The organism is Moraxella cuniculi DSM 21768, assembly GCF_900156515.1.
Classification (GTDB): Bacteria; Pseudomonadota; Gammaproteobacteria; order Pseudomonadales; family Moraxellaceae; genus Moraxella; species Moraxella cuniculi.
Genome location: NZ_FTNU01000009.1, coordinates 56,503 through 78,042, shown reverse-complemented (window position 1 = coordinate 78,042; position 21,540 = coordinate 56,503). Strand labels below are relative to the sequence as shown.

Here is a 21,540-nt window from a genome sequence, read left to right as displayed (position 1 = left end):
CTACAATATTGCCTTTATGATAGACGCTTGGAAAACAGCTATGACACAACGGTTGGATTCGGTTTTGATAATCGGCGGCGGCAATGTGGGCTTGTCTTTTGCTTTATTATTGGCTCACCATGGTATCAAAAGCACACTGATTGAGCAGTATAAATATCCCAAAATTGAGCCTGACGATGATGTTGCACGCGTGTATTATCTGGACAGTCGCAACACTGCATTATCTCGGCGGACGGTGCAAATTTACCAAGAAATCGGTCTGTGGCAACGGCTTCAGAGTCATGCTTGTCGCATTGATTGTGTGCAAATCAGTGAGCTTGATAGCTTTGGTCGAGCAACACTCAATAAAGACGAAGAGGGTGTGGAAAGTTTTGGTCAGGTGATCGAAAATGCTCACTTGGGCAGGCAGTTGTTGTTGGCGGTTTATGACAATCCGTTGATTGAGCTTTATGATGATGCCACTGTGATTGAGGCTTATCAGGACGCAGACAGTGCCAGCGTTGTTGTGCAGTTTGGCACAGACCAGCAGCGTACTTTGCAGGCGGCTTTGGTGGTGGCGTGCGATGGTCAGCATTCGCCCATTCGGCAGCTTTTGCATATCGGCGTGGATAGCCATGATTATCAACAAGTGGGCATCGTAGGCGTGGTGCAGACGGATAAGCCGCATGCACATACAGCGATTGAGCGGTTTAGTCCTGCAGGGCCGCTGGCGGTGTTGCCATTGACAGACGGTGTGGGTGATGGTGGCAGTGATTTGACGCAGGGTTATCGCCGCTCGGTGGTGTTTATTTGTCCGCAAGGGGAGCAGGAGCGGTATTTGCATGATGACGAATATTATTTGGCAACATTGCAATCGGTATTTGGCAGGGTGGCAGGACGCTTTGTGGCAACAGGCAAGCGAGGAGCTTATCCATTGCGTAAGGTTTTGGCACATCGTCAGGTATCGGGTCGGTTTGTGCTGATGGGCAATGCTGCCCACACGCTGCACCCTGTGGCAGGGCAAGGGTTTAATCTGTGCCTAAGAGATGCTTATACGCTTGCCAATCTGTTGGCGGCAGCACAACAAGAGCAGGGTGGTGCGGTGGATTTTGGTGATTATCATCGTCTGGCAGGCTATGAAAAAATGCGTAAGCAGGACCAGCAGCGGGTCATCAAATTTTGTGATACGGTGATTGGCAGTTTTTGTAGCCCAAACCCCATCATGCGTTTTGCACGCAATGTTGGATTGTTGGCATTTGACAAAATCCCAGGAATTAAGCCGATGGTGGCAAGTTATGCCATGGGGCTAAAATCTTAACATTGGCGGAAAATTTATGTTATTAAAGGGGATTTTGGTTATCTTTGCCTGCCTGTTTGTGGGGCAGGTGTTTATTGCATGGACGAATTTGCCATTGCCACCAAGCGTCATTGGACTGCTTTTGTTATTTTTGGCATTGCAGTTTGGCTTGGTAAAGTTATCAACGGTTGAAAAGCTGGCAAAGGTAATGCTTGACTATTTGGTGCTGCTGGTCATTCCTGCTTGTATCTCTATCATGCAGTATCTGCAAATTATCCGTGATGATTTGTGGGTGCTGTTGGTCGGTGTATTTGTCAGCACGGTGTTGGTGCTGCTGTCGTCAGCGTATTCTTATGGGTGGTTGCGTCGTTTACAAAAACGCCAGCTGGCTGACAAAGTGTCCAAGAGTGGTTTTTATGAATGAGCTGTTGCTACAGTGGCATAATTCGTTGAGCAGCAGTCCATTTTTGTTGCTTTTTATTCTGATTGGCGTGTTTGAACTGGCAGTTTGGTTAAGAAAACGCAGCAATCTGCCACTTTTGAATCCTTCGCTGCTGACGACCATTGGCGTGATTGTTATTTTAAAGGCAACGGGCATCAGCTGGCAGAGTTTTGAGCAGGCGAGCAATTATTTGACTTTTTGGTTACAGCCCGTGGTGGTGTGTTTAGCCGTGCCTCTGTATATTCAGTGGCAAAAAATTCGTGCACAGTGGTTGCCAATTATTGTATCACAAATCATTGCAAGCGGTGTTGGCATCATCACAGGGGTGGGTTTGGTGCGTCTTTTGGGCGGCAGTCATGACAGTGTGCTGGCGGCAGCGGTGAAGTCTGTTACCATGCCAATTGCCATCGAGGTGATAGAGACCTTAGGCGGCGTTGTGGGGATTGCTGCATCAACTGTCTTGGTTGCAGGCGTGTCAGGGCAGATGGTGGGCGTGTGGATATTGCATCGTTTTGGGCAGAGATTGCCAATGGGCTTGGGGTTATCGCTGGGGTCGGCATCGCACGCATTGGGTACAGTAAGAGCCATGCAACTTGGCTCAAGATATGTTGCTTATGCGTCTTTGGGGCTGATTTTAAACGGCATTATCACGGCTTTTTTGGCACCGATTATTGTGCCTTGGCTGGTTTGATTGTGCCAATCTTGGTTGTATTGTGGCTGGGTTTGGGCTTTGATTAGTTATATTTTTCGATGTTTTAAGGCTAAATACATCATTGCCACATTGATGGCATCATTTAGTGCATCATGGCGTGGTAGATCGGGAATATCAAGTGCCTTGACCATGCCAGCCATTGTCAAATCCACATAGCTGTCATAATATTTATTCTTGGTTTCTTGGGCATGAAATAGACGAGAGATTTCAATCTGTGGCTGAGGTAATTTGATGCCCAGCATGGGTTTTAAGAATTTATTCACCATTGCCACATCATATTCCAAAAAATAACCAACCAGCGGACGACCGCCAACAAAATGCAAAAACTGCTCAAGTGCTGCCTCGATGGTTACGCCATTGCTTAGATCCTTTGGTCTTAGTCCATGAATGGTAACATTGGTTGCCTGCATGAGTCCATCAGGTTTGATTAAAATCTCAAAAGTATCACTGGTTAGGATGCGATTACCGCGAATTTTTACCGCACCGATGGAGATAATCTGTGCCTCGCTGACCGTTAGGCTTGTGGTTTCACAATCAAAGCTCACCAGCTCATCAGGGTGGCTTTCGTACAAAAAATCATAACGCTTGTCTTTGAGACGGCGGCGGTAGTAATGTTGGTGAATGAGCTTGTGAATCATCGCAGGCGACCTAATAAAAATTATTTAAGTATATTGCAGGTTAAAATGACTGCTGACATGATTTTTAAAGCGTTTGACAACTTGCAGAGCGTCTTTTAAGAGATCTCTTTCAAGGGTTGATAAATGCTCGGTGGCAATCTGGTTGGGGGTCAGCTCTTGGTTGTGCTTGAGTGCGGTCAGCCCATTTTTTAGGCGAGTGTTCATCAGATATGCCAATGCCTCACTGACATCTTGGCTTAGCTGTTTTTCGATAAGTCCTAGTTGTGCCAAGCGAGCAATCCGCTCAAAGGTGTTGATTTCGCTGATTTTTGCTTGCAGGCTCAACGCACGCACACCATGCACCACGGGGAAGGTTCCCATTTTTTTGATGTCCATCTTGTGCTTTTTTTGTCCCAAAATCTGCATAAAAAACCCTCGACCATCTTCGTCAAACTGATTGATTGCACGGGCAAAATTCATCAGCATACCAACATCACTGTCCAAATGCTGATACAAATAACCACGCAGTCTATCAAGCAGCGTCTCATCACCACTGATTGCACGAGCGTCCATAAAAATTGCCAGATTCATCAGATTGTCAGGGCTTGGGTTGTTGCACCAGTGGCTAATGGTCTGCTCAAACTGGCTGACAGGCTGACACCACGCAGGATTATTCACCATAATTTTGCCCATGCAAGGCGGATAACCAAATCGCTCCAGTGTGGCTGATAACTTATCGGCATAAGGGCGAACGCTGGCAATGTCAATGCTATCTTTGACGATGAGTGCATTGTCCTGATCGGTTTTTAGCACTTGTTCGCCACGCCCCTCAGACCCCATGACAAGCAGGCAGCTGTTTTGGACGATTGTGTCAGGGGCGATCATCTGCCATGCTTTTTCAAATAAGCGTCCATTTAGCACCTGCATCAATTGAGACAATTGCTTGGCTTGCATACCGCCAGAATGCAACGCCCAGATGGTGTGATTCATCTGTAGGGCAACTTCGGCAAGTTCGTCTAGGCTTGTGGCGACTTCTAGCTTTTCGGCAATCAGATGACTGTGATTGGACAAAAATGCCAAAATATCAACCTGCTCAAGCACGCCAACTGGCTTGGCTTGCTTGGTGATGACCACACGCTGAATGCGATGGTGCATCATTTTTAATAAGGCGGTGAACATAAAATCCTGAATATCCACGCTGATGAGGTCAAATTTTGCCCACAAATGCACAGCATCAAAGGGGTTGAGCGTGTCGGCATTTTTTATAAAGACATCACGAAATAGCGATTCTGTTACCAGCCCAATTTTGCCTTCATGCTCAATGAGCAGGGATTTGGATTTGTTGTGCTGCATGATTTTGGCAGCCTCTATCAGGTTGATTGTGCCACTGTGCAGCTTGTCATAAGGGCGATAGGCATCGCGGACTTTGGCGGTGAATAATCCTGCCAACTCATGCTCACGGCGACCGTCTGCTTGGTTTTTTAGCTTGTCGGCAATGTTGGCAAAAAAATACGCCCCAAAATCGCTGTTTTCTTCGATCAGCTGGCGAATGATTGCTTTGGGTATGGCGTACAGCAGGCTTTGTTCGACAGCGACAAAGCTGTGGCGATAAGATTGCTCAAACAACGCTCGCGTATCAAAACTGTCTGATGGGTGATATAGTGCCAGCACCTCTTGGTTGGCGTCAATTTCTTTGACCATGCCTTTGATGACGATATACAGTGCCTCGATGCTGTCTTGGGCGGTGATGATGGTGGCATTGTCATCAAAAAATACAATGTCTGTCGCAGCTTGCAGTGTGTTGCGTTGCTTGGGCGTTAGAGCATTATAAGGTGCGGTGCTAAAATCAAAACGGTTCATGCAAATCCTTGTTTGTCAATCCATGGTATTATATTAGCAGATTTGTACAATTTCACAAGTTGGCTGTGTGCATTTTGACAGAATTTGGGTAAATTTATGCCAAATTTGGCAAATGCAACAAGCCAAAGCGAGTATGGGTAAGTTTGCTTGGTGGTAAAATTATCCAGTTGCATTGATTATTGCTACAAAATTTCAGCCAAATACACTATAATAACCAACCAATATCGCAACCAATCAAAAGGACAAATATGTCTATCAAATCAGATCGCTGGATTCGTCAAATGGCAGATCAACACCAGATGATTGCCCCCTTTGAACCCAATCAAGTTCGCTTTAATCAGCAGGGCGAAAAATTGGTCAGTTACGGCACTTCAAGCTATGGCTATGATGTTCGCTGTGCCAATGAATTTAAAGTATTTACCAATGTGCATTCAGCCATTGTCGATCCAAAAAATTTTGATGAACGCAGTTTTATTGATATCGTTGGTGATGAGTGCATCATTCCGCCCAATTCTTTTGCACTGGCACGCACGGTGGAATATTTTAAAATCCCAAGAGATGTGCTGACGATATGTCTTGGCAAATCAACCTATGCTCGCTGTGGTATTATTGTCAATGTAACTCCGCTTGAGCCTGAATGGGAGGGTCATGTTACGCTTGAGTTTAGCAACACGACCAATTTGCCCGCTCGCATTTATGCAGGCGAGGGCGTGGCACAGATGTTATTTTTCCAAAGTGATGAAGTTTGTGAAACTTCCTACAAAGATCGCGGCGGTAAATATCAAGGACAAACGGGCGTAACCTTGCCAAAAGCCTAGCGTTTGGTATCACCATATCACAAAAAACCAACAATCATGACAAGGTAAGTTTGATGAACATAGAGATGATTTTGAGTGTCTGTTTGGGCGTGGGACTGGCAGCAAGTGCAGGATTTCGCCTGTTTGTACCGCTGTTTGCCTTGTCGCTTGCGGCCTATTTTGGACTAATACCACTCAACGATACTTGGCTGTGGCTGGGTAGTTTGTCGGCTGTGGTGATTTTGGGCGTTGCCAGTGTGGTTGAGTCAATCAGCTATCTTGTGCCTGTGGTGGATAATCTGCTTGATACGATTGCTGTGCCATTGGCAGGCGTGGCAGGTACGCTGGTGATGGCAAGTACTTTGGCGGACTTTAGCCCTGCGACAACTTGGGCGTTGGCGATAGTGGCAGGTGGCGGTGCGGCAACAGCCATCAAGACAACTTCGGCAGCAACAAGGGCGGTGTCCACAGTAGGCACGGCAGGTACGATTAATCCTGCCATCGGCATGGTGGAGACAGGGGCGGCAATTGGCTTATCGGCGGTATCGATTGTTTTTCCAATCATCGGTATGATAATTGCGGTACTTGGCATTATGCTGCTGATTTGGTTGTTTGTACGCCTAAAGCGGCAATTTTCCAAATAATCAAGCCCTGTGCAGCCAAAGTTGTACAGGGTTATTTGTATCCAGATTGGGGGTGTGGATAATTTTGAATCAGGCAATTTTGCCATGTTTGGGGCAGTTTGGCTGATAATGTGGTTTTGGCTAATTTGGCTTGATTGGTAAGTGCAGATATACTATGGCAAATTAAGCCTGCTTTGTATCAATTGACTTGACGAGCATAATTAATCATCTGGCATAAATTGGCTTGATAAACAAAATAATGACAAAGTTGGTTTTTGGGCAACTTATCATGGATGATAAATGGTAACGATAGCCTCTGTGATTTATCAAGATTTAGCGTAAAATTCGCCACAGGGCAAACCCTGCCGCCAAGAGCAAAAACACAGGTGCAAGATATAAATGAATCGCAACCGCCGACCATGCTGACAGTGCCAGCATAAGCACCAAGCCACTGCCTGCAATCCAGTCATGACGGCGTTCGTTGAGCGTGTCTGCACGCATGGTTTGTAGCTGCCTTAGGATGGCATCTTGGCTGGCACCCAGCATGGCAAGGCTTTGGGTGCTTTGGTTGATGAGTTTGGGCAAGTCAGTGGTGGAGAGCAAAATTTCTGGCAGCTGAGCCTTGATTTCTTGTAGATTTTTGACAGGATCGAGCTGATCTTTTACCCAAGCGGTGAGAATTGGCTTGGCAAGTCGCCAAATATCAAGCTGCGGATACAGTTCACGACCCAAGCCCTCAACATGCACCAAAGTTTTTAGCAGTAGCATCAGCTGCGGTGGAATGCTCATGCGATGACGGCGTGCAATGCTTAGAATTTCAAATAACACTCCAGCAAAATCAATCTCATTGATTGGCTTTTGCACCATTGGCGAGACAATGCGACTCATATCACGAATTAAGGCGTGCTTGTCCGCCGAAGGGGGTATCCAGCCTGCTTGCCAGATAATATCTACCAAAGCGTGATAATTGCCATTCATGACCGATAGGAGCATGCGTGCAACGGTGAGTTGGTCTTGGCGAGATAATTCACCCATGATGGCACAATCAAGTCCGATATAGCGAGGCTCACTGGCAGCACTGCCATCAGGCAAAGTCTCAACAAAGATATTACCAGGGTGCATATCGGCATGAAAAAAGTTATCACGAAATACTTGGGTAAAAAAGATGGTTAAGCCTTTTTCAGCAAGCATGGCACGGTCATAGCCAAGTTTGTCAAACACATCGGTATGAGAAATCGGCACGCCAAATACCCGTTCGGCAACCATGACTTGCTGGCTGGCATAATACACTTCAGGAACATAAATCAGTCGTGAATTGGTAAAATTATGCCGCATTTTGCGACTGTTGGCAGCCTCAAGCGTCAAATCAAGTTCGTTGAGCATGATTTGTCGATAATCTTCAACAATCTCGGTCAGGTGAATGGCTCGTGCTGCTTCTATGCGTGCCGATAGCCACTGTGCCACTTGTCTTAATAATTCAAAATCAGCAAGAATACCCTGTCGAATATTGGGGCGTACAACCTTGACAACCACCTCGCGTCCATCGTGAAAGGCGGCGGTGTGTACTTGAGCGATACTTGCCGCTGCCAATGGTTTTTGGTCAAAGCGAGCAAACAGCGTCTGCACAGATTGACCCAAGCCAGTATCGCAATTTTCGATACTGTCAATGGCAATCTTGGTGGCAAAGGGGGCGACTTTATCTTGTAGCAGTGCCAACTGGCTGATGATATGAGGTGGCAATAAGTCCGAACGCGTTGAGAGCAGCTGCCCAAGTTTTAAAAACAGCGTACCCATTTCTTCTAGGGCAAGTTTCACCCCAAGTGGCTGATGTTTTTTGCCAATGCTGGCAGGGTGGCTGCGTATCAGCCGTGCCAATACCGCCAACTCTGGTACATCGGCAAAATGCGTATCAAGGCGATATTTGGCAGCGATACGGTATAGGGTCAGCAGGCGTTTGCGATGAGTAAGCAGCATGGCGGTCGTTTTAATGAGTGTCTAAAATGTTGTCTGTTTGTTGCAATTGGGCAAGTTTTGCCTGATGGCGTTCTATGTCGCTTTGCAACTGTAACAGCAGCTGTTTTTTGGCTTGGATTGCTTCATCTAGCTGACTGTGCTGATGATTGCTGCCAGCCAATGAGCGTTTGAGAGTTGTGATGATTGGGGTAAAAATTGGCGAAATTTCCTGTGCCAATAGGTGCAGATGGCCAGTTGCACCATAGCCCAAAACATTCTCAAGCTGTGACCAAATATCAGGCTCAAACCCCTCCAGCACCGTCTTGGCATCAAGCAGCACTCGATGGTCGCCACGAATGGGCAGGTTGCCTGATGGGTTTTGCATCAGGCTAAGCAAATGCTTGGGACTGTCTACGCTTAAAGTACAATCTGCCTGACTTGCCACACCACCTTGCGGCTCAAAAATTGTCCGTGCAACAGGTTCAAAGCGTACCCTGCCTTCGCCAAATAGCACATCAAGGGCGATATCTGGCTTATTGATGATGACACGCAATACTTTGCCTGACAATGGAGCGAATTTTTCTTGGCTTAGTGCGTCGGTGCAAATAATGCGATTGATGAGTTTTTCGCACAGTGCCAATGCCAATACACGAGCTGTGTTCATGAATGTGCCTTAAAGCCACGATGCACCGCCACGATACCGCCTGTTAGGTTGTGATAATCACAATTAACAAAGCCTGCATTTTCCATCATGGCTTTGAGCGTTTGTTGGTCTGGGTGCATACGAATTGACTCTGCCAGATACTGATAGCTTTCGGCATCATTGGCGACAAGTTTGCCCATCAAAGGCAGGGCGGTAAATGAGTACAGGTCATAGGCTTTTGATAGCGGCTCAAAGACAGGCTTAGAAAACTCCAGCACCAACAGGCGACCACCAGGCTTTAGCACTCGGTGCATGGCCAAAAGTGCCTTGTCTTTGTCGGTAACATTACGCAAGCCAAAGCTGATGGTTACCAAATCAAAGCTATTATCAGCAAATGGCTCAAGCGTTTCGGCATTGGCAAGTACAAAATCAACATTGTTACAACCTGCGTTAATAAGCCGAGTGCGACCGACTTCGAGCATCGCCTCGTTAATGTCCGACAAGACCACGCGACCTGACCTGCCCACTTCACGGCTAAATACTTTTGCCAAATCACCCGTACCACCTGCAATGTCTAGCACTCGCTGACCGCTACGCACGCCAGTTAGGCTGATGGCATAGCGTTTCCACAGGCGATGAATGCCAAAGCTCATCAAGTCATTCATCACATCGTATTTGCGAGCAACAGAGCTAAATACTTCGGCAACTTTGGCTTGTTTTTCGGACTTTTTCACCGTTTGATAGCCAAAATGGGTTGTCTCCTCTGCAACACCCTCAGGATTTTGTAGCGTGCTTTGTCCTTGTGGTGTGCCTGTGGGTAGGATATTGGGATTGGTGAATTGATTGTCGGTATTGTCAGTCATGGTTATGCCTAGCTGTATAAATCTGCATGGATTAAATGCTTAATAATACACTATTTTGTTCACAAATTGGGAAAATTTGCCAAAATTTCACAAAATTTACGCCCTGTGTTTATGATTGGGCGTTATTCTTGGTGTGGTTTGGGTGATTTGTTGGATTGGTTTGTCAAAATCAGCCAAGTTGTACTGCCAGACTTAGCAAAACTTGGCAAAATTTGAATAGATTTGTCAAATCTTACCGCCATCATCATAAAAATGACGAATGGCAGCGGTTTCATTGGCAACAAAAGTAGCGGCAAACTCATCAATATCATCGATGACATCAATCGCCGCCAAGCCCTCACCAATAAAATCATACAAAGGCTGATAGCCGTTTTTATAGGCAGAAAATTTGGCAAATTTAAACGATTTTTGTAATAAAAATGAACGAAAATGCCGATGGCAGAGGCGGCAGACTTCACCGATATTGTTAATTTGCACAAGCCTTGCCTCTGGGTCGTTGGCGGCTTGGTACAGGCTGTGCATAAGCGTCTCATCAAGCGGCTGATGGCGGTGATGATTCAGGTAATATTTTGCCAATGCCAAATCCATCTTAATCATATTAAGCGTGGCATCAATGCCCAAAATCGCTGCATGGAGCGTGTTTTTTGGTATGAGTTTTTCAAGTCTGCCTGTGCCATTGGTGGCGTGGGTTGCTGCTGTATGTAGCTGCTTGGCAATGGTATCAAAGGTGTGGCGATGATAAATGCGATACAAAAGATAATCCGCCAAAGGTGCGGTTGATGGCTTGGCAAAAAGTATTGCATGGGTTTGTTGCATACGCCATCGTTGCCACTGTTGAATCCTATCCATGGCATCGGCAACGGCTATATCATGATGATGTTGCAGACTGTGATAGTCATCTAGCCGCTCAAGCAGGCTGTGGATTTGTGATTTGGGTTGGTGAATGCTCACTGCTCAAACTCAAAAAACGGTTGATTGGTTGCCATTTGTCATTTTCTTGATGGATTTATTTTAGCAGTTTTTGCCATACTTGCAAGCCAATATTGACATCATGCAAATTTAATCTTGATGGCTTGACAACGAAGGCTTGATTTATTTATCGCACAAGGCCACAAAAGCCAAAGTAAGCGGCATGAATAAAAAACTTGGCAGAAATTTGTGATTTGTGCTTGAATTTATCGTACAATGGCTTTATATTGATAGCAAGGGTGGTTGCCCATGGCAATATCCCTGTTTGTTTTTTAATCCACAATGATAAGGATACTAAAATGGCATTTACATTACCAGAATTGGGCTATAGCTATGATGCACTAGAGCCACATTTTGATAAAGAAACTATGGAAATTCACCACGCTCGCCATCATCAAGCCTATGTAAACAATGCCAATGGCTTGCTTGAGGGTACTGAATTTGCAGACAAATCTGCCGAAGAGGTGATTGCAAATCTAGATAAGTTGCCAGCAGACAAGCAAACTGGCGTGCGTAACAATGCAGGCGGTCATGCCAATCACAGCCTATTTTGGACGATTCTAAAAACAGGCACAACGCTGAGCGGTTCGCTAAAAGATGCCATTGAGCGTGATTTTGGTTCGGTAGAGGCATTCCAAGAGGCTTTTGAAAAAGCGGCTGCGACTCGCTTCGGTTCTGGCTGGGCATGGCTTGTGCTTGATGGCGGCAAGCTAAAAGTTGTCTCAACTGCCAACCAAGACAGCCCATTGATGGGTGAAGCGGTAGCAGGTTGCCAAGGTTTCCCAATCATCGGTCTTGATGTGTGGGAGCATGCTTATTACCTAAAATACCAAAACAAACGCCCAGATTATATCAAGGCATTTTGGTCGGTGGTAAACTGGGACGAAGCCCAAAAACGCTTTGACCAAGCTCAATAAGCCCATACCAACCCAAAAACTCCAGCTTGTTAGTTGGAGTTTTTTATTGAGTATTTGGCTGGGCTGTATTCGCTGCTGATGCGATAAGATGGCTGCTAAGTGTTGTTTGTTGTTAAAATATACCTTAAAATACAAATATTTATCAAAAATAAGTGATTTATGTTTGAATTGACATTCTTAGGAACATCAAGTGGTGTACCAACCAAGATGCGTAATGTTTCGGCATTGGCGGTATCCATGCTGGGACGGCGGATGCAAGCGGGCAAATCAACGCCATGGATTTTGGTGGATTGTGGCGAAGGGACGCAGCATCGACTGCTACAAACCGCCCACAAGCCGTCAATGTTGCAGGCGATTTGTATCACGCACGCACATGGCGACCACTGTTATGGTTTGATGGGGCTGCTTGCCAGTCTTGCCATGCATGGACGCAGTGAGCCACTGCTTGTGATCGCACCTAAGGCGGTTGGTGATTTATTGCAGGCGTGCGTATCCTTAACGCAGATGAATCTTAGCTATCGGATTGATTTTATTGATATTGCCGAGATAATAGACACAGGCGTGCAGTATCAGTTGGCTGACGATTGGACAATTGATATTCAGATATGCCCGATGAGTCATCGCATTGAGTGCTTTGGGTTTGTCATCACCCAAGAGTTGGCAGAGCGGCGACTTGATACAACAAAGTTGCTACAAGCAGGTATTGATAAGCGGCATTGGCAGCAGATTTTGGCTGGTCGTTATGAGCCTTGCTTGCCACAGTCCATGAGCCACAGTGATTTTGTCATCTCGCGTCAGTATCGGCAAAAAATCGTCATTGCAGGTGATAATGATAAGCCAGAGTTATTGCAGCAGGCGGTGATGGGTGCGGATTTATTGGTGCATGAGGCGACTTATACGCAAGCGGTGCTGGATAAGGTACTTGCTCAGAATAAGTTTAATCCACAGCACAGCAGTGCCTTGCAGGTGGCACAATTTGCCAAATGTGCCAATATACCGAATTTGATTTTGACGCATTTTAGTGCGAGATTTTTGGGGTTTGATGATCCAAGTGATACTCAGCCAAACATGGGGCATATTCGCCAAGAGGTACAAAATGTCTATGGCGGCAAGCTGATATTGGCAGCGGATATGATGCGTGTGCATTTATCCGCCGATGGGCAAATGAACCAGCGTGATGAGGCAGGGTGAGTATCACAAGCTGCGATCTTGACGCTGTTGTAGTCGCGTTTGACCGATCCAATGCTGGGCAAATTGATAAGCAATGCGTCCTGAGCGAGAGCCACGAGTGCTTGCCCATTTTAGGGCTTCACTTTGTACGGTGGCGTCAAATGGCAGATTGGCTTGGCTTAATAAATGCTCGACAATTTGCAAAAATAGTGGCTGATTCATGGCGGTAAACGACAGCCATAGCCCAAAACGGTCTGACAAGGAAACGCTTTCATCAATGGTTTCATAAGGATTGACCTCATCGGTTTGACCATTGTAGATGTTGATATTATCCTTCATCAGCTGTGGCAGCAGATGACGGCGATTGCTGGTGGCGTAGATCAAGATTTCATCATGCTCACTGTCCAACGCACCATCAAGCAGGCTTTTTAGAGTGCGATAGTTTTCGTCTTGGGCATTAAACGCCAAATCATCACAATAAACAATGTAGCGATTGCCATTGCCTGCTTGACGAGAGGCTTTGATGGCGGTGCGGATTTTGTCCAAATACTGCAATTGATCGCGTGAAAGTTCAATGATGCGTAAGCCTTGATGATGATAGGCGTGTAATAACGCTCGCACCAGTGATGACTTGCCAGCACCTCTTGCCCCTGTCATCAAAACATGATTGGCAGGCAGTTTGGCGAGAAACTGCTCAGTATTGGCAATTAGCCGTTGTTTTTGATTGTCAATACCAAGCAAATCATGCAGCCTGCCTTTAAAATGAACATCAATCGGCAATAAGCGACCTGCCGAATCGCCCACCCAGCGATATGCCAGCACTTTGGGGTCAATCACCAATGGCTGTTCGGTGCGTTCATAAAAATATTGCGTCATCAGTTCAATCAATGCCGTAGGCAATTTCATGATAATTCCTTAGGTGGTTGAGCTGTATTTCTTAAATTTCACGCGTGGCAAAAGTGTCGCACTGCTGAACATCGCCCGTCTGAAAGCCACGATAAAACCAGCGTTTGCGTTGTTCACTGGTGCCATGCGTAAAGCTGTCAGGCACGATACGGCCACCAGCTTTTTGCTGGAGATAGTCATCGCCAATTTTTTCGGCGGCATCTAGAGCCTCTTCAATATCGCCTTGTTGCAAAAATTGCGTGCGTTCGTGATTTTGTTTTGCCCATAAGCCAGCGAAGCAGTCCGCTTGTAGCTCTTGGCGAACGGATAGATTGTTGGCGGCAGTGGTACTTGCTTGGGCTTGGGCTTGGCGTACTTGTGATGAAATGCCCAGCAGTGTTTGCACATGATGACCGACTTCGTGAGCGATGACATAGGCTTGAGCGAAGTCGCCTGCTTGATCTTGACGAGATAATTCACTGCTGTTTTTTTCGCCTGTAATGCCCATAGATACTCGCATATCACGGAAAAACTGAGTGTCTAGATAGACTTTTTGGTCGGCAGGGCAATAAAACGGACCGCTGGCAGAGCTGGCAGACCCACAGGCTGATTGTACAGAATTACTAAACAATACTAGGCTTGGCTCTTGATAACGACTGCCTGCTTGAGCAAAAATCGGCGTCCAGACATCTTCGGTATCTGCCAAGATGGTGGCAACAAATTCACGAGTTTGTGCCATATCGGCAGTTTCATTAACTGGCGTGCTGCTTTGCGTTTGGTTTTGAATTTGTTGGGTTACTCCCAAAGTGGTCTCAGGACTGATGCCAAACACCTGCCATAGCACCACAGCGATGATTAATCCAAAAATACTCACGCCACCGACTTTTTTGGCACCACCGCCACGCCTGTCTTCGATATTGCTGCTTTGTCTGCGTCCACGCCATTGCATAACTTGACCCTTAATAAAGTTGATAAATGCTATATTATACGAAAAAATCACTGATTAACAGCAATCATTTACGATATTTTACAATTCCAGTCAGACAGTATGGATAATTATTAAATTACCTGCTGTTTGCAATGCTGATTTGTCATTATTGCCAAAGGGATTGATGGATAAATAGACTGAATAAAAAAAGCAGTGTATGAATGCTTAATTTTACAAAGCACTGTCAGTGATTGGCGATAAGGGCAATAAATTAATGATTACTTTTTATATTTGTAAAATAAATAATTTATAAAATTTAAAATTTATTAAAAACCTGTCAATGGTGATTTGTGCTATAATGAGTATCGAACTGCTTGATAAATTTATAACAATATAAATATTATCTAAATAATATATGATAAAGGAGTGATACAATGGCAACACTTGAGACGCTGATTGTCGAGCATAATCCAAATAATCAGCCCGTGAATCATGCTGTGATTTGGTTGCATGGTTTGGGGGCGAGTGGTTATGATTTTCAGCCGATTGTGCCAGAGCTTGGCTTGTCAGATGAAGTGGCGGTGCGTTTTATTTTTCCACATGCACCAAAAATTCCTGTTACCGTTAATGGTGGTTATGTGATGCCAGCTTGGTACGATATTTTGGAGATGACGCTACAAAGACGCGTGGATATTGCACAAATCACCGCCTCTGCTGCCATGATTGATGAGCTGATTGCCGAGCAGATGGCACAAGGCATAGCCAGCGAAAATATCATCATTGCTGGCTTCTCGCAAGGGGGTGCGGTGGCGTATCATACGGTGCTGACCAGCAAGCGAAAATTGGGCGGGCTTTTGGCATTGTCCACTTATTTTGCCAGTGCTGAGGTGATTGATAGCGTTGCCGTCAATCAGGATATCGCCATCAAAATTGACCATGGGCAGTTTGATGATGTTGTGCCAATGGTGTTGGGGCTTGATGCCAAAGAACGACTGCAAAAACTCGGTCTTAAGCCGACATTTAGCAGTTATCCGATGGCACATCAAGTTTGTTTGGCACAGATAAAAGATATAGGCAACTGGTTGAATTCATTAACAAAAACTGCCTAATCTTGTGCATTTGGCTATGTTTGGCAAGAGTTTTGACAATCATGTGTTTGCAGGCGAGGGGTTTTGGTTTTCGCCATAGATTGCCGCCTGCAGCCAAATATTTGCCTGTATATAATCATGCACCTGTATGCTGTCGGTTGTAGCACAGCTTGGCGTGGCAATACGCACAACAAAGGGATCGGCATCAGGCTCACGCAAGATAACAACATCAAACAAGGTGATGGATTTGCCAAAAAAAGTTGTCGATGACTTGCCCAGAACTTGACCTTGGCACCATGCTTCATCTTCTTGACCAAATGTCTCGCCGTACAAATAGGCACACATATGCCCAAGATTAATCTCAACAGGCTGTAGTGGCTCATCGGCTTTGGCATCTTTGGGTTGCCAATTGCGAATCAGCTCGTCAATATTGTCAGGGATTTTGCCCTGATGATCGGCGACAATATCATGAAAGGCACGATGGTGGCGAATGGCTTGCTCGTCTTCAACAAGAATGCTTTCGTCTTGGCGACTTGGGGTGATTTGATATGCCCATGCACCAAAATTGACAAAATATTTTTTGGGCGTGCGATAGTGATGGCGATTGACGGCATAAAGTTGATCAAAAGCATAAATCAGCGAGCCATCGGCAGTTTTTAGGCATAAGATAGCATCGCCTGTGGTATCACAACGGATAACGCGTTCGATTTGGCAGCTGACACCATAAGGGCTGTTGATTGCAGGAAAGGCGTTGATAAATGCTTCAGGCTTGCCGTCTTTAATGCTTAGGATTTGTTTGATATGGCATGGGTCATTACTACCCAGCAGGAGTTTATTGTTGCTGCTACTATTTTGAGCAGATAGCCCTTGTGGTAAGGTGGCTGTTTCTAACATTTGCTGTAGCCAATTAGGCACATCGTGGCTGATATTATCGGTCAAAATTGCCCAATGGTCGCCATGCCCAGCGTTTTTGTCGCAAGGCAAATCCACCTTGATTGGTGCTGTTTCGTGAGTGTATTGATAACGAAAAGTATGGTTGCTCATGATTTGGCTCTACTTGTCAGTGTGCAAAATGTCAGTTGGCTTGGTGTGTTGGTTGGCATGATGTATAATATTTAAGAATATTTGCAATAATACTACACAATACCATCACCAAAAAATACCTACCACCTTTATGGAGATGATAAGAAAAATATCAAGATGCAACACAAAAAGTTGCTTGCAGCCACCGCTCGTGGCATGATAACAGGCGATTGGTGCGACTTGATTTGGTATTTATGATAAAAAATGCTAAACTAGATTAATTTTATCGTTTGGATTATGCTTATGTTTCGTCCTTTGGCGTTATTTATTGGGCTTCGTTATATCAAGGCTAAACGCAAAAAAAACGGCTTTATTTCTTTTATTTCGCTTATTTCGACCATTGGGCTGACGCTGGGCGTGGCGGTGCTTATTACTGTATTGTCGGTGATGAACGGTTTTGACCGCGAAATAAAAACCCGCGTGCTGGGCATGGTGCCACAAGCGTCGGTAGCTTCATTTGAAATCCTTAGCGACTGGCAACAGATTGCCGAAAAAATCCGCAAGCAAAATCCACAAGTGCAGGCATATGCACCATATATTCAGCTGCAAGGCATGCTCACCGCCGAAGGGCAGGTGTCGGGGATTATGATTTCAGGCATTGAACCTGAATACGAAAAACAAGTTTCGATTCTTGATGAATATATGGTCGCAGGCAGTCTGGATAATTTAAAGTCGGGCGAGTTTGGGATCATCTTGGGTGAGTCGGTTGCGATGAACTTAGGGCTTAGGCTGGGCGATAAAGTAACTTTGGTTCTGCCAGAGGCATCGCCATCGGCAGCAGGGGTGATTCCGAGGTTTAAGCGGTTTACTTTGGTGGGTGTGTATCGCATTAGTAATGAAATTGATGCCATGATGGGCTTTGTCCAAATGCGTGATGCTGGTGTGATGCTAAGATTGCCAGAGGGTGCACAGGGCATTCGCCTGAAGTTGAATGATATTTTCCAAGCACCACAAGTGGCAAATAATGCTGCAAGCCTTGATATAACACGCTTATACCCGAGCGATTGGACGAGTACGCATGGCAATTTGTTCAGTGCTATCCAGATGGAAAAAGCAATGATAGGTCTGTTGCTGTTTTTGATTGTAGTGGTGGCAGCGTTTAATATCGTCTCAAGCCTTGTGATGCTGGTTACGGACAAAAAAGCAGACATTGCCATTTTAAAGACTTTTGGGGCATCGCCAAAACTTGTCATGCAGGTATTTATGATTCAAGGCATGATTATTGGCGTGATTGGCACGGTGGCAGGCACGATTTTGGGCGTGTCTTTGGCATTGTCTGTGAATGATATTCTTGTGTTTATTAGCCGTGTATTTGGCATTAGCTTGTTTAATGGCAATGTCTATCCTGTGGACTTCTTGCCATCGCAGGTGCAACTGGCGGATGTGTTATTGATTGTTGTTGCGTCATTTTTGCTAAGTTTTTTGATGACAATATATCCTGCATTGCGAGCCTCAAAAATTGAGCCAGCTGAGACTTTGCGTTATGAATAAGAGGTGTGTATGAGTGTGATTTTGCAAGCAACTAATATCAGCAAAGTCTATCAAGAGGGCAAAATCCAAACGACCGTATTGCAGGGGCTTGATTTGACCGTGCAGGTGGGCGAACGCATTGCCATTGTTGGCAGTAGCGGTTCGGGCAAGTCTACTTTGCTGCATTTGTTAGGTGGCTTGGATACGCCAACCACAGGCGAGGTGTGGCTTGGTGATGTTTGCCTGACCAGTTTAAATGAGGCAAAGCGTGCCAAATTACGCAATCAGCATTTGGGTTTTATTTATCAATTTCATCATTTGCTGCCAGAATTTACCGCAACCGAAAATGTCGCCATGCCATTACTGATGCGTGATGGTATCAGTATTAAACAGGCAACCAGCAGAGCCAATGAGCTGCTTGAGCAAGTTGGGCTTAATCATCGATTGCACCACCGCCCAAGCGAGCTGTCAGGCGGTGAGAGACAGCGTGTGGCGATTGCACGAGCATTGGTTACGCGTCCAAAACTGGTGATGGCTGATGAGCCAACGGGTAATCTTGATGATGACAATGCTCAGGCAGTGTTTGAGCTATTAACCCAGTTGCAGTCATCGCTGGGCATGGCGTTATTGATGGTAACACATGACAGACAGCTGGCAAGTCAGGCTGACAGGGTGCTTGTGATGAAAAGTGGTCAATGGGCTTAAGTGATAAGAAAAAAGCAGGTTTAGCCTGCTTTACTGTTTATTTTTGCTGTGCTATTTTGGTATATTGGTCAAAATTTTCAATATACTGGTCAAGATTTTCGGCGAGCATTTGTTGGTATTTTTCGCTATAAAATTTAATAATATCGGCTTTTTCTTTTGCCAAATCACTGCCCTTGACAAAACCAATGCTGGCAGCCGAAATGGCAAATCGAGCGGCAGCATAGTTAAGACTGGCAGCGACTTGACCCGCATGCGAGCTTGGTGATAGCTGACTGTTGGCAAGGTTGATAATGGCATCAGCACGCTCAAAAAATGCGTTCATTTGTGCTTGAAATTGTGCTTCGTCAAATTGGTTGTCGTTATTCATAATCTCTCTCAAATGGCAAAAGTCTTAGAAAGATTCCAAGACTTTTGGGTGGCTGGGGCTGGTGATTGCTTATAAAATTGCACGCAACAGCTCTGCTTTGTCGGTTTGTTCCCAAGTAAAGGCATTTTGTGAACCCATGCGACCAAAATGCCCATAGCTTGCGGTAACTTCATACATTGGCTGTAGCAAGTTTAGCATTCTTGTAATGCCATAAGGACGCAAATCAAAATGCGTGCGGATTAATTTGACAATCTCATCATCGCTGATTTTGCCTGTGTTGAAGGTATTGACCGAAATGGAGGTTGGTTCGGCAACCCCGATGGCATAGCTGACCTGAACTTCGCAACGATCTGCCAAGCCTGCAGCAACGATATTTTTAGCAACATAGCGACCTGCATAGGCGGCACTTCTGTCCACTTTTGAAGGGTCTTTGCCACTGAACGCACCGCCACCATGTCGTGCCATGCCACCATAAGTATCAACAATGATTTTGCGACCAGTTAGACCTGCATCACCCACAGGGCCACCGATGACAAATTTGCCTGTTGGGTTGATATGATACAAAGTGTCTTTGTGCAATAAATCGGCAGGAATTACCTTTTTGATAATTTCTTCCATGACGGCTTCGTGCAAGTCTTTTTGGCTGATGTCAGGGTCGTGCTGGGTTGATAGCACCAGTGCATCAACAGCAAACGGCTGAAATTTATCATCATAATGCAGGGTAACTTGTGCTTTGGCATCAGGGCGTAGCCACGGCAAAGTGCCATCTTTACGCAATTGGGCTTGGCGTTCCATCAGACGGTGCGATAGCTGAATGGGTGCTGGCATAAGTACATCGGTCTCGTTTGTGGCATACCCAAACATCAAGCCCTGATCGCCAGCCCCCTGATCTTCGGGGCGTTGCCTGTCCACACCTTGGGCAATCTCTGGCGACTGCTTGCCAATCATATTGATGACCGCACAAGTTGAGCCATCAAAGCCCAAATCTGAATGGTTGTAGCCAATTTTATTGACGGTATCACGCACAATGCTTTCGACATCAATATTGGCATGTGTACTGATTTCACCAGCCAACACCACCGCCCCTGTTTTTACCAGAGTTTCACACGCCACGCGTGCGTCCTTATCCTGACTTAAGATGGCATCGAGCAGTGCATCGGAGATTTGGTCAGCCATCTTATCTGGGTGGCCTTCACTGACCGATTCTGAGGTAAAGACTGAATAGTTCATAAGAGTTCACTTCTAAAAATAAAAAATTGCACGAATTCTGGTGGCTTTTTTAGGCTTGACAGAATAAATACCGTTCGCACAAGTAGGTAGGTTGTCATGATTTGTCAGACGCAGGTCTGAACAGGTGGGTAATGTTTTGGGTATTTGGGGGAAATTATACGATAAAAAAGAGCAAAATTCTAATGAAAAATTTTCATATCAACATGAAAAAATCCCAAAAGACAATAAAAGCCATGACCGTGATTAAATTGAAAAATCATCTCCTTTCTTAACTTGCGTGGCTGCTTCGCGTGATTTGTGTCCTTTTTGTTCACGAAATTTTGGTGCTTTGGCATTGTAGCCATGTCGCGATTTCCAGTCTCGTACCGTGCGATAATTCCAAAACAGCCGAAATGCCATGCCCAGCAGTACACTGGTGATGATGGCACTTAGCAGCAGGCCAAGCACCATTGCTTGCCATGAGAAAATACGATGACCTGCAAAGGGATTGACTCCGTGCGAGGTGGTAATCCATAAGGTCAAATCTGTCAAAATCACACCAATGGCACGCAGTCCCAAAATCGGCTCACCAAGCAGCAACGCCCCAAGTGAATAAGCCAGCCAAAATACAGGAATGGCGGTTACAGGATTGGTAATCCAAGTCAAAGCAACTGCCATTGGGATATTGGCACGCACAAGCAACGCCCCAATGATGGCAAGTGGCATTTGTCCAGGCAAGGGGAAAAAAGCTGCCAAAACACCGACATACACCGCACGATTAAGCGAGCTGCGGTTCATTTGCCACAGGCGAGGGTCTGCCAAAAATGGCGTAAACATTGCAATCAGGCGATTTTCACGCAATTTTTCAGGAGTTGGCAACCATGCTTTGATTTTGTTTTTTGGCATTGTGGTGTTGGTGTGTTATTTGGTATCAAAAGCTCAATTATAACAAAATTTTTGCGA

22 protein-coding genes are annotated in these 21,540 nt (G+C 45.6%); 10 read left to right on the top strand and 12 right to left on the bottom strand.

Features of this window, described 5'->3' with window-relative positions; translation table 11 throughout:
* Nucleotides 1–40: 40 nt before the first annotated feature.
* From BW928_RS06505 to BW928_RS06495, 3 genes are read left to right on the top strand one after another with little or no spacing between them, the layout of a single operon-like run.
* Nucleotides 41–1,297, top strand: a complete 1,257-nt coding sequence (locus tag BW928_RS06505) for an FAD-dependent monooxygenase (RefSeq protein ID WP_076555447.1) — start codon at nucleotides 41–43, stop codon at nucleotides 1,295–1,297.
* 16 nt (nucleotides 1,298–1,313) lie between these two features.
* Nucleotides 1,314–1,700 (top strand): CidA/LrgA family protein, encoded by a 387-nt coding sequence (locus BW928_RS06500; protein WP_076555429.1) that lies wholly within the window; start codon nucleotides 1,314–1,316, stop codon nucleotides 1,698–1,700.
* On the top strand, nucleotides 1,693–2,409 hold the full coding sequence (locus BW928_RS06495) for an LrgB family protein (protein ID WP_076555428.1): 717 nt from the start codon (nucleotides 1,693–1,695) through the stop codon (nucleotides 2,407–2,409). Before BW928_RS06500 ends, BW928_RS06495 begins: the two co-directional genes overlap by 8 nt.
* Nucleotides 2,410–2,456: 47 nt before the next feature.
* On the opposite strand, the gene BW928_RS06490 is transcribed toward BW928_RS06495, so the two are convergent.
* Together BW928_RS06490 and BW928_RS06485 are read right to left on the bottom strand one after the other, a co-directional pair.
* Nucleotides 2,457–3,068, bottom strand: a complete 612-nt coding sequence (locus BW928_RS06490; protein ID WP_076555427.1) for a 3'-5' exonuclease — start codon at nucleotides 3,066–3,068, stop codon at nucleotides 2,457–2,459.
* 24 nt (nucleotides 3,069–3,092) lie between these two features.
* Nucleotides 3,093–4,907: a DUF294 nucleotidyltransferase-like domain-containing protein gene (locus BW928_RS06485; protein ID WP_076555426.1), complete on the bottom strand. Its 1,815-nt coding sequence runs from the start codon at nucleotides 4,905–4,907 to the stop codon at nucleotides 3,093–3,095.
* A gap of 248 nt (nucleotides 4,908–5,155) precedes the next feature.
* Between BW928_RS06485 and dcd the strand changes: the two genes are divergently transcribed.
* Nucleotides 5,156–5,725 carry a dCTP deaminase gene (dcd, locus tag BW928_RS06480; RefSeq protein ID WP_076555425.1) on the top strand — a complete coding sequence of 190 codons (570 nt, stop codon included), beginning with the start codon at nucleotides 5,156–5,158 and terminating at the stop codon, nucleotides 5,723–5,725.
* A gap of 53 nt (nucleotides 5,726–5,778) precedes the next feature.
* Nucleotides 5,779–6,348 carry a DUF4126 domain-containing protein gene (locus BW928_RS06475; protein WP_076555424.1) on the top strand — a complete coding sequence of 190 codons (570 nt, stop codon included), beginning with the start codon at nucleotides 5,779–5,781 and terminating at the stop codon, nucleotides 6,346–6,348.
* Nucleotides 6,349–6,660: 312 nt separating this feature from the next.
* On the opposite strand, the gene BW928_RS06470 is transcribed toward BW928_RS06475, so the two are convergent.
* The 4 genes from BW928_RS06470 to BW928_RS06455 form a co-directional block, all read right to left on the bottom strand.
* Nucleotides 6,661–8,301, bottom strand: coding sequence for an AarF/UbiB family protein (locus tag BW928_RS06470; RefSeq protein ID WP_076555423.1), 1,641 nt, complete (start codon nucleotides 8,299–8,301; stop codon nucleotides 6,661–6,663).
* Between the two features lie 10 nt (nucleotides 8,302–8,311).
* The gene (locus BW928_RS06465) at nucleotides 8,312–8,944 is read right to left on the bottom strand and encodes an SCP2 sterol-binding domain-containing protein (protein ID WP_076555422.1); all 633 of its coding nucleotides are present in this window, start codon (nucleotides 8,942–8,944) and stop codon (nucleotides 8,312–8,314) included.
* Complete coding sequence (gene ubiE / locus BW928_RS06460) at nucleotides 8,941–9,786, bottom strand: bifunctional demethylmenaquinone methyltransferase/2-methoxy-6-polyprenyl-1,4-benzoquinol methylase UbiE (protein WP_076555421.1); 846 nt, start codon at nucleotides 9,784–9,786, stop codon at nucleotides 8,941–8,943. Before ubiE ends, BW928_RS06465 begins: the two co-directional genes overlap by 4 nt.
* A gap of 225 nt (nucleotides 9,787–10,011) precedes the next feature.
* Complete coding sequence (locus BW928_RS06455) at nucleotides 10,012–10,737, bottom strand: FFLEELY motif protein (RefSeq protein ID WP_076555420.1); 726 nt, start codon at nucleotides 10,735–10,737, stop codon at nucleotides 10,012–10,014.
* Between the two features lie 317 nt (nucleotides 10,738–11,054).
* Between BW928_RS06455 and sodA the strand changes: the two genes are divergently transcribed.
* Nucleotides 11,055–11,672: a superoxide dismutase [Mn] gene (sodA, locus tag BW928_RS06450; RefSeq protein ID WP_076555419.1), complete on the top strand. Its 618-nt coding sequence runs from the start codon at nucleotides 11,055–11,057 to the stop codon at nucleotides 11,670–11,672.
* 159 nt (nucleotides 11,673–11,831) lie between these two features.
* On the top strand, nucleotides 11,832–12,863 hold the full coding sequence (locus BW928_RS06445) for a ribonuclease Z (RefSeq protein WP_076555418.1): 1,032 nt from the start codon (nucleotides 11,832–11,834) through the stop codon (nucleotides 12,861–12,863).
* A gap of 3 nt (nucleotides 12,864–12,866) precedes the next feature.
* Here the strand turns inward: BW928_RS06445 and BW928_RS06440 are convergent, their stop codons facing one another.
* Together BW928_RS06440 and ypfJ are read right to left on the bottom strand one after the other, a co-directional pair.
* The gene (locus BW928_RS06440; RefSeq protein ID WP_076555417.1) at nucleotides 12,867–13,748 is read right to left on the bottom strand and encodes an ATP-binding protein; all 882 of its coding nucleotides are present in this window, start codon (nucleotides 13,746–13,748) and stop codon (nucleotides 12,867–12,869) included.
* Between the two features lie 31 nt (nucleotides 13,749–13,779).
* Nucleotides 13,780–14,676, bottom strand: a complete 897-nt coding sequence (gene ypfJ / locus BW928_RS06435; protein ID WP_076555416.1) for a KPN_02809 family neutral zinc metallopeptidase — start codon at nucleotides 14,674–14,676, stop codon at nucleotides 13,780–13,782.
* Nucleotides 14,677–15,089: 413 nt separating this feature from the next.
* Between ypfJ and BW928_RS06430 the strand changes: the two genes are divergently transcribed.
* Nucleotides 15,090–15,764, top strand: a complete 675-nt coding sequence (locus BW928_RS06430) for an alpha/beta hydrolase (RefSeq protein WP_076555415.1) — start codon at nucleotides 15,090–15,092, stop codon at nucleotides 15,762–15,764.
* 39 nt (nucleotides 15,765–15,803) lie between these two features.
* Here BW928_RS06430 and BW928_RS06425 read toward each other — a convergent pair whose 3' ends face one another.
* A complete protein-coding gene (locus BW928_RS06425) occupies nucleotides 15,804–16,787 on the bottom strand; it encodes a hypothetical protein (protein ID WP_076555414.1) in 984 nt (327 codons plus the stop codon).
* Nucleotides 16,788–17,069: 282 nt separating this feature from the next.
* Between BW928_RS06425 and BW928_RS06420 the strand changes: the two genes are divergently transcribed.
* Nucleotides 17,070–18,317, top strand: a complete 1,248-nt coding sequence (locus tag BW928_RS06420) for a lipoprotein-releasing ABC transporter permease subunit (RefSeq protein WP_076555413.1) — start codon at nucleotides 17,070–17,072, stop codon at nucleotides 18,315–18,317.
* 9 nt (nucleotides 18,318–18,326) lie between these two features.
* Nucleotides 18,327–19,001, top strand: a complete 675-nt coding sequence (gene lolD / locus BW928_RS06415) for a lipoprotein-releasing ABC transporter ATP-binding protein LolD (RefSeq protein ID WP_076555412.1) — start codon at nucleotides 18,327–18,329, stop codon at nucleotides 18,999–19,001.
* 37 nt (nucleotides 19,002–19,038) lie between these two features.
* On the opposite strand, the gene BW928_RS06410 is transcribed toward lolD, so the two are convergent.
* From BW928_RS06410 to BW928_RS06400, 3 genes are all read right to left on the bottom strand, one after another.
* Nucleotides 19,039–19,368, bottom strand: a complete 330-nt coding sequence (locus BW928_RS06410; RefSeq protein ID WP_076555411.1) for a DUF3144 domain-containing protein — start codon at nucleotides 19,366–19,368, stop codon at nucleotides 19,039–19,041.
* Between the two features lie 69 nt (nucleotides 19,369–19,437).
* Nucleotides 19,438–20,598, bottom strand: a complete 1,161-nt coding sequence (gene metK / locus BW928_RS06405) for a methionine adenosyltransferase (protein WP_076555410.1) — start codon at nucleotides 20,596–20,598, stop codon at nucleotides 19,438–19,440.
* A gap of 243 nt (nucleotides 20,599–20,841) precedes the next feature.
* Nucleotides 20,842–21,483 (bottom strand): DUF2062 domain-containing protein, encoded by a 642-nt coding sequence (locus tag BW928_RS06400; protein ID WP_076555409.1) that lies wholly within the window; start codon nucleotides 21,481–21,483, stop codon nucleotides 20,842–20,844.
* Nucleotides 21,484–21,540 lie beyond the last annotated feature (57 nt).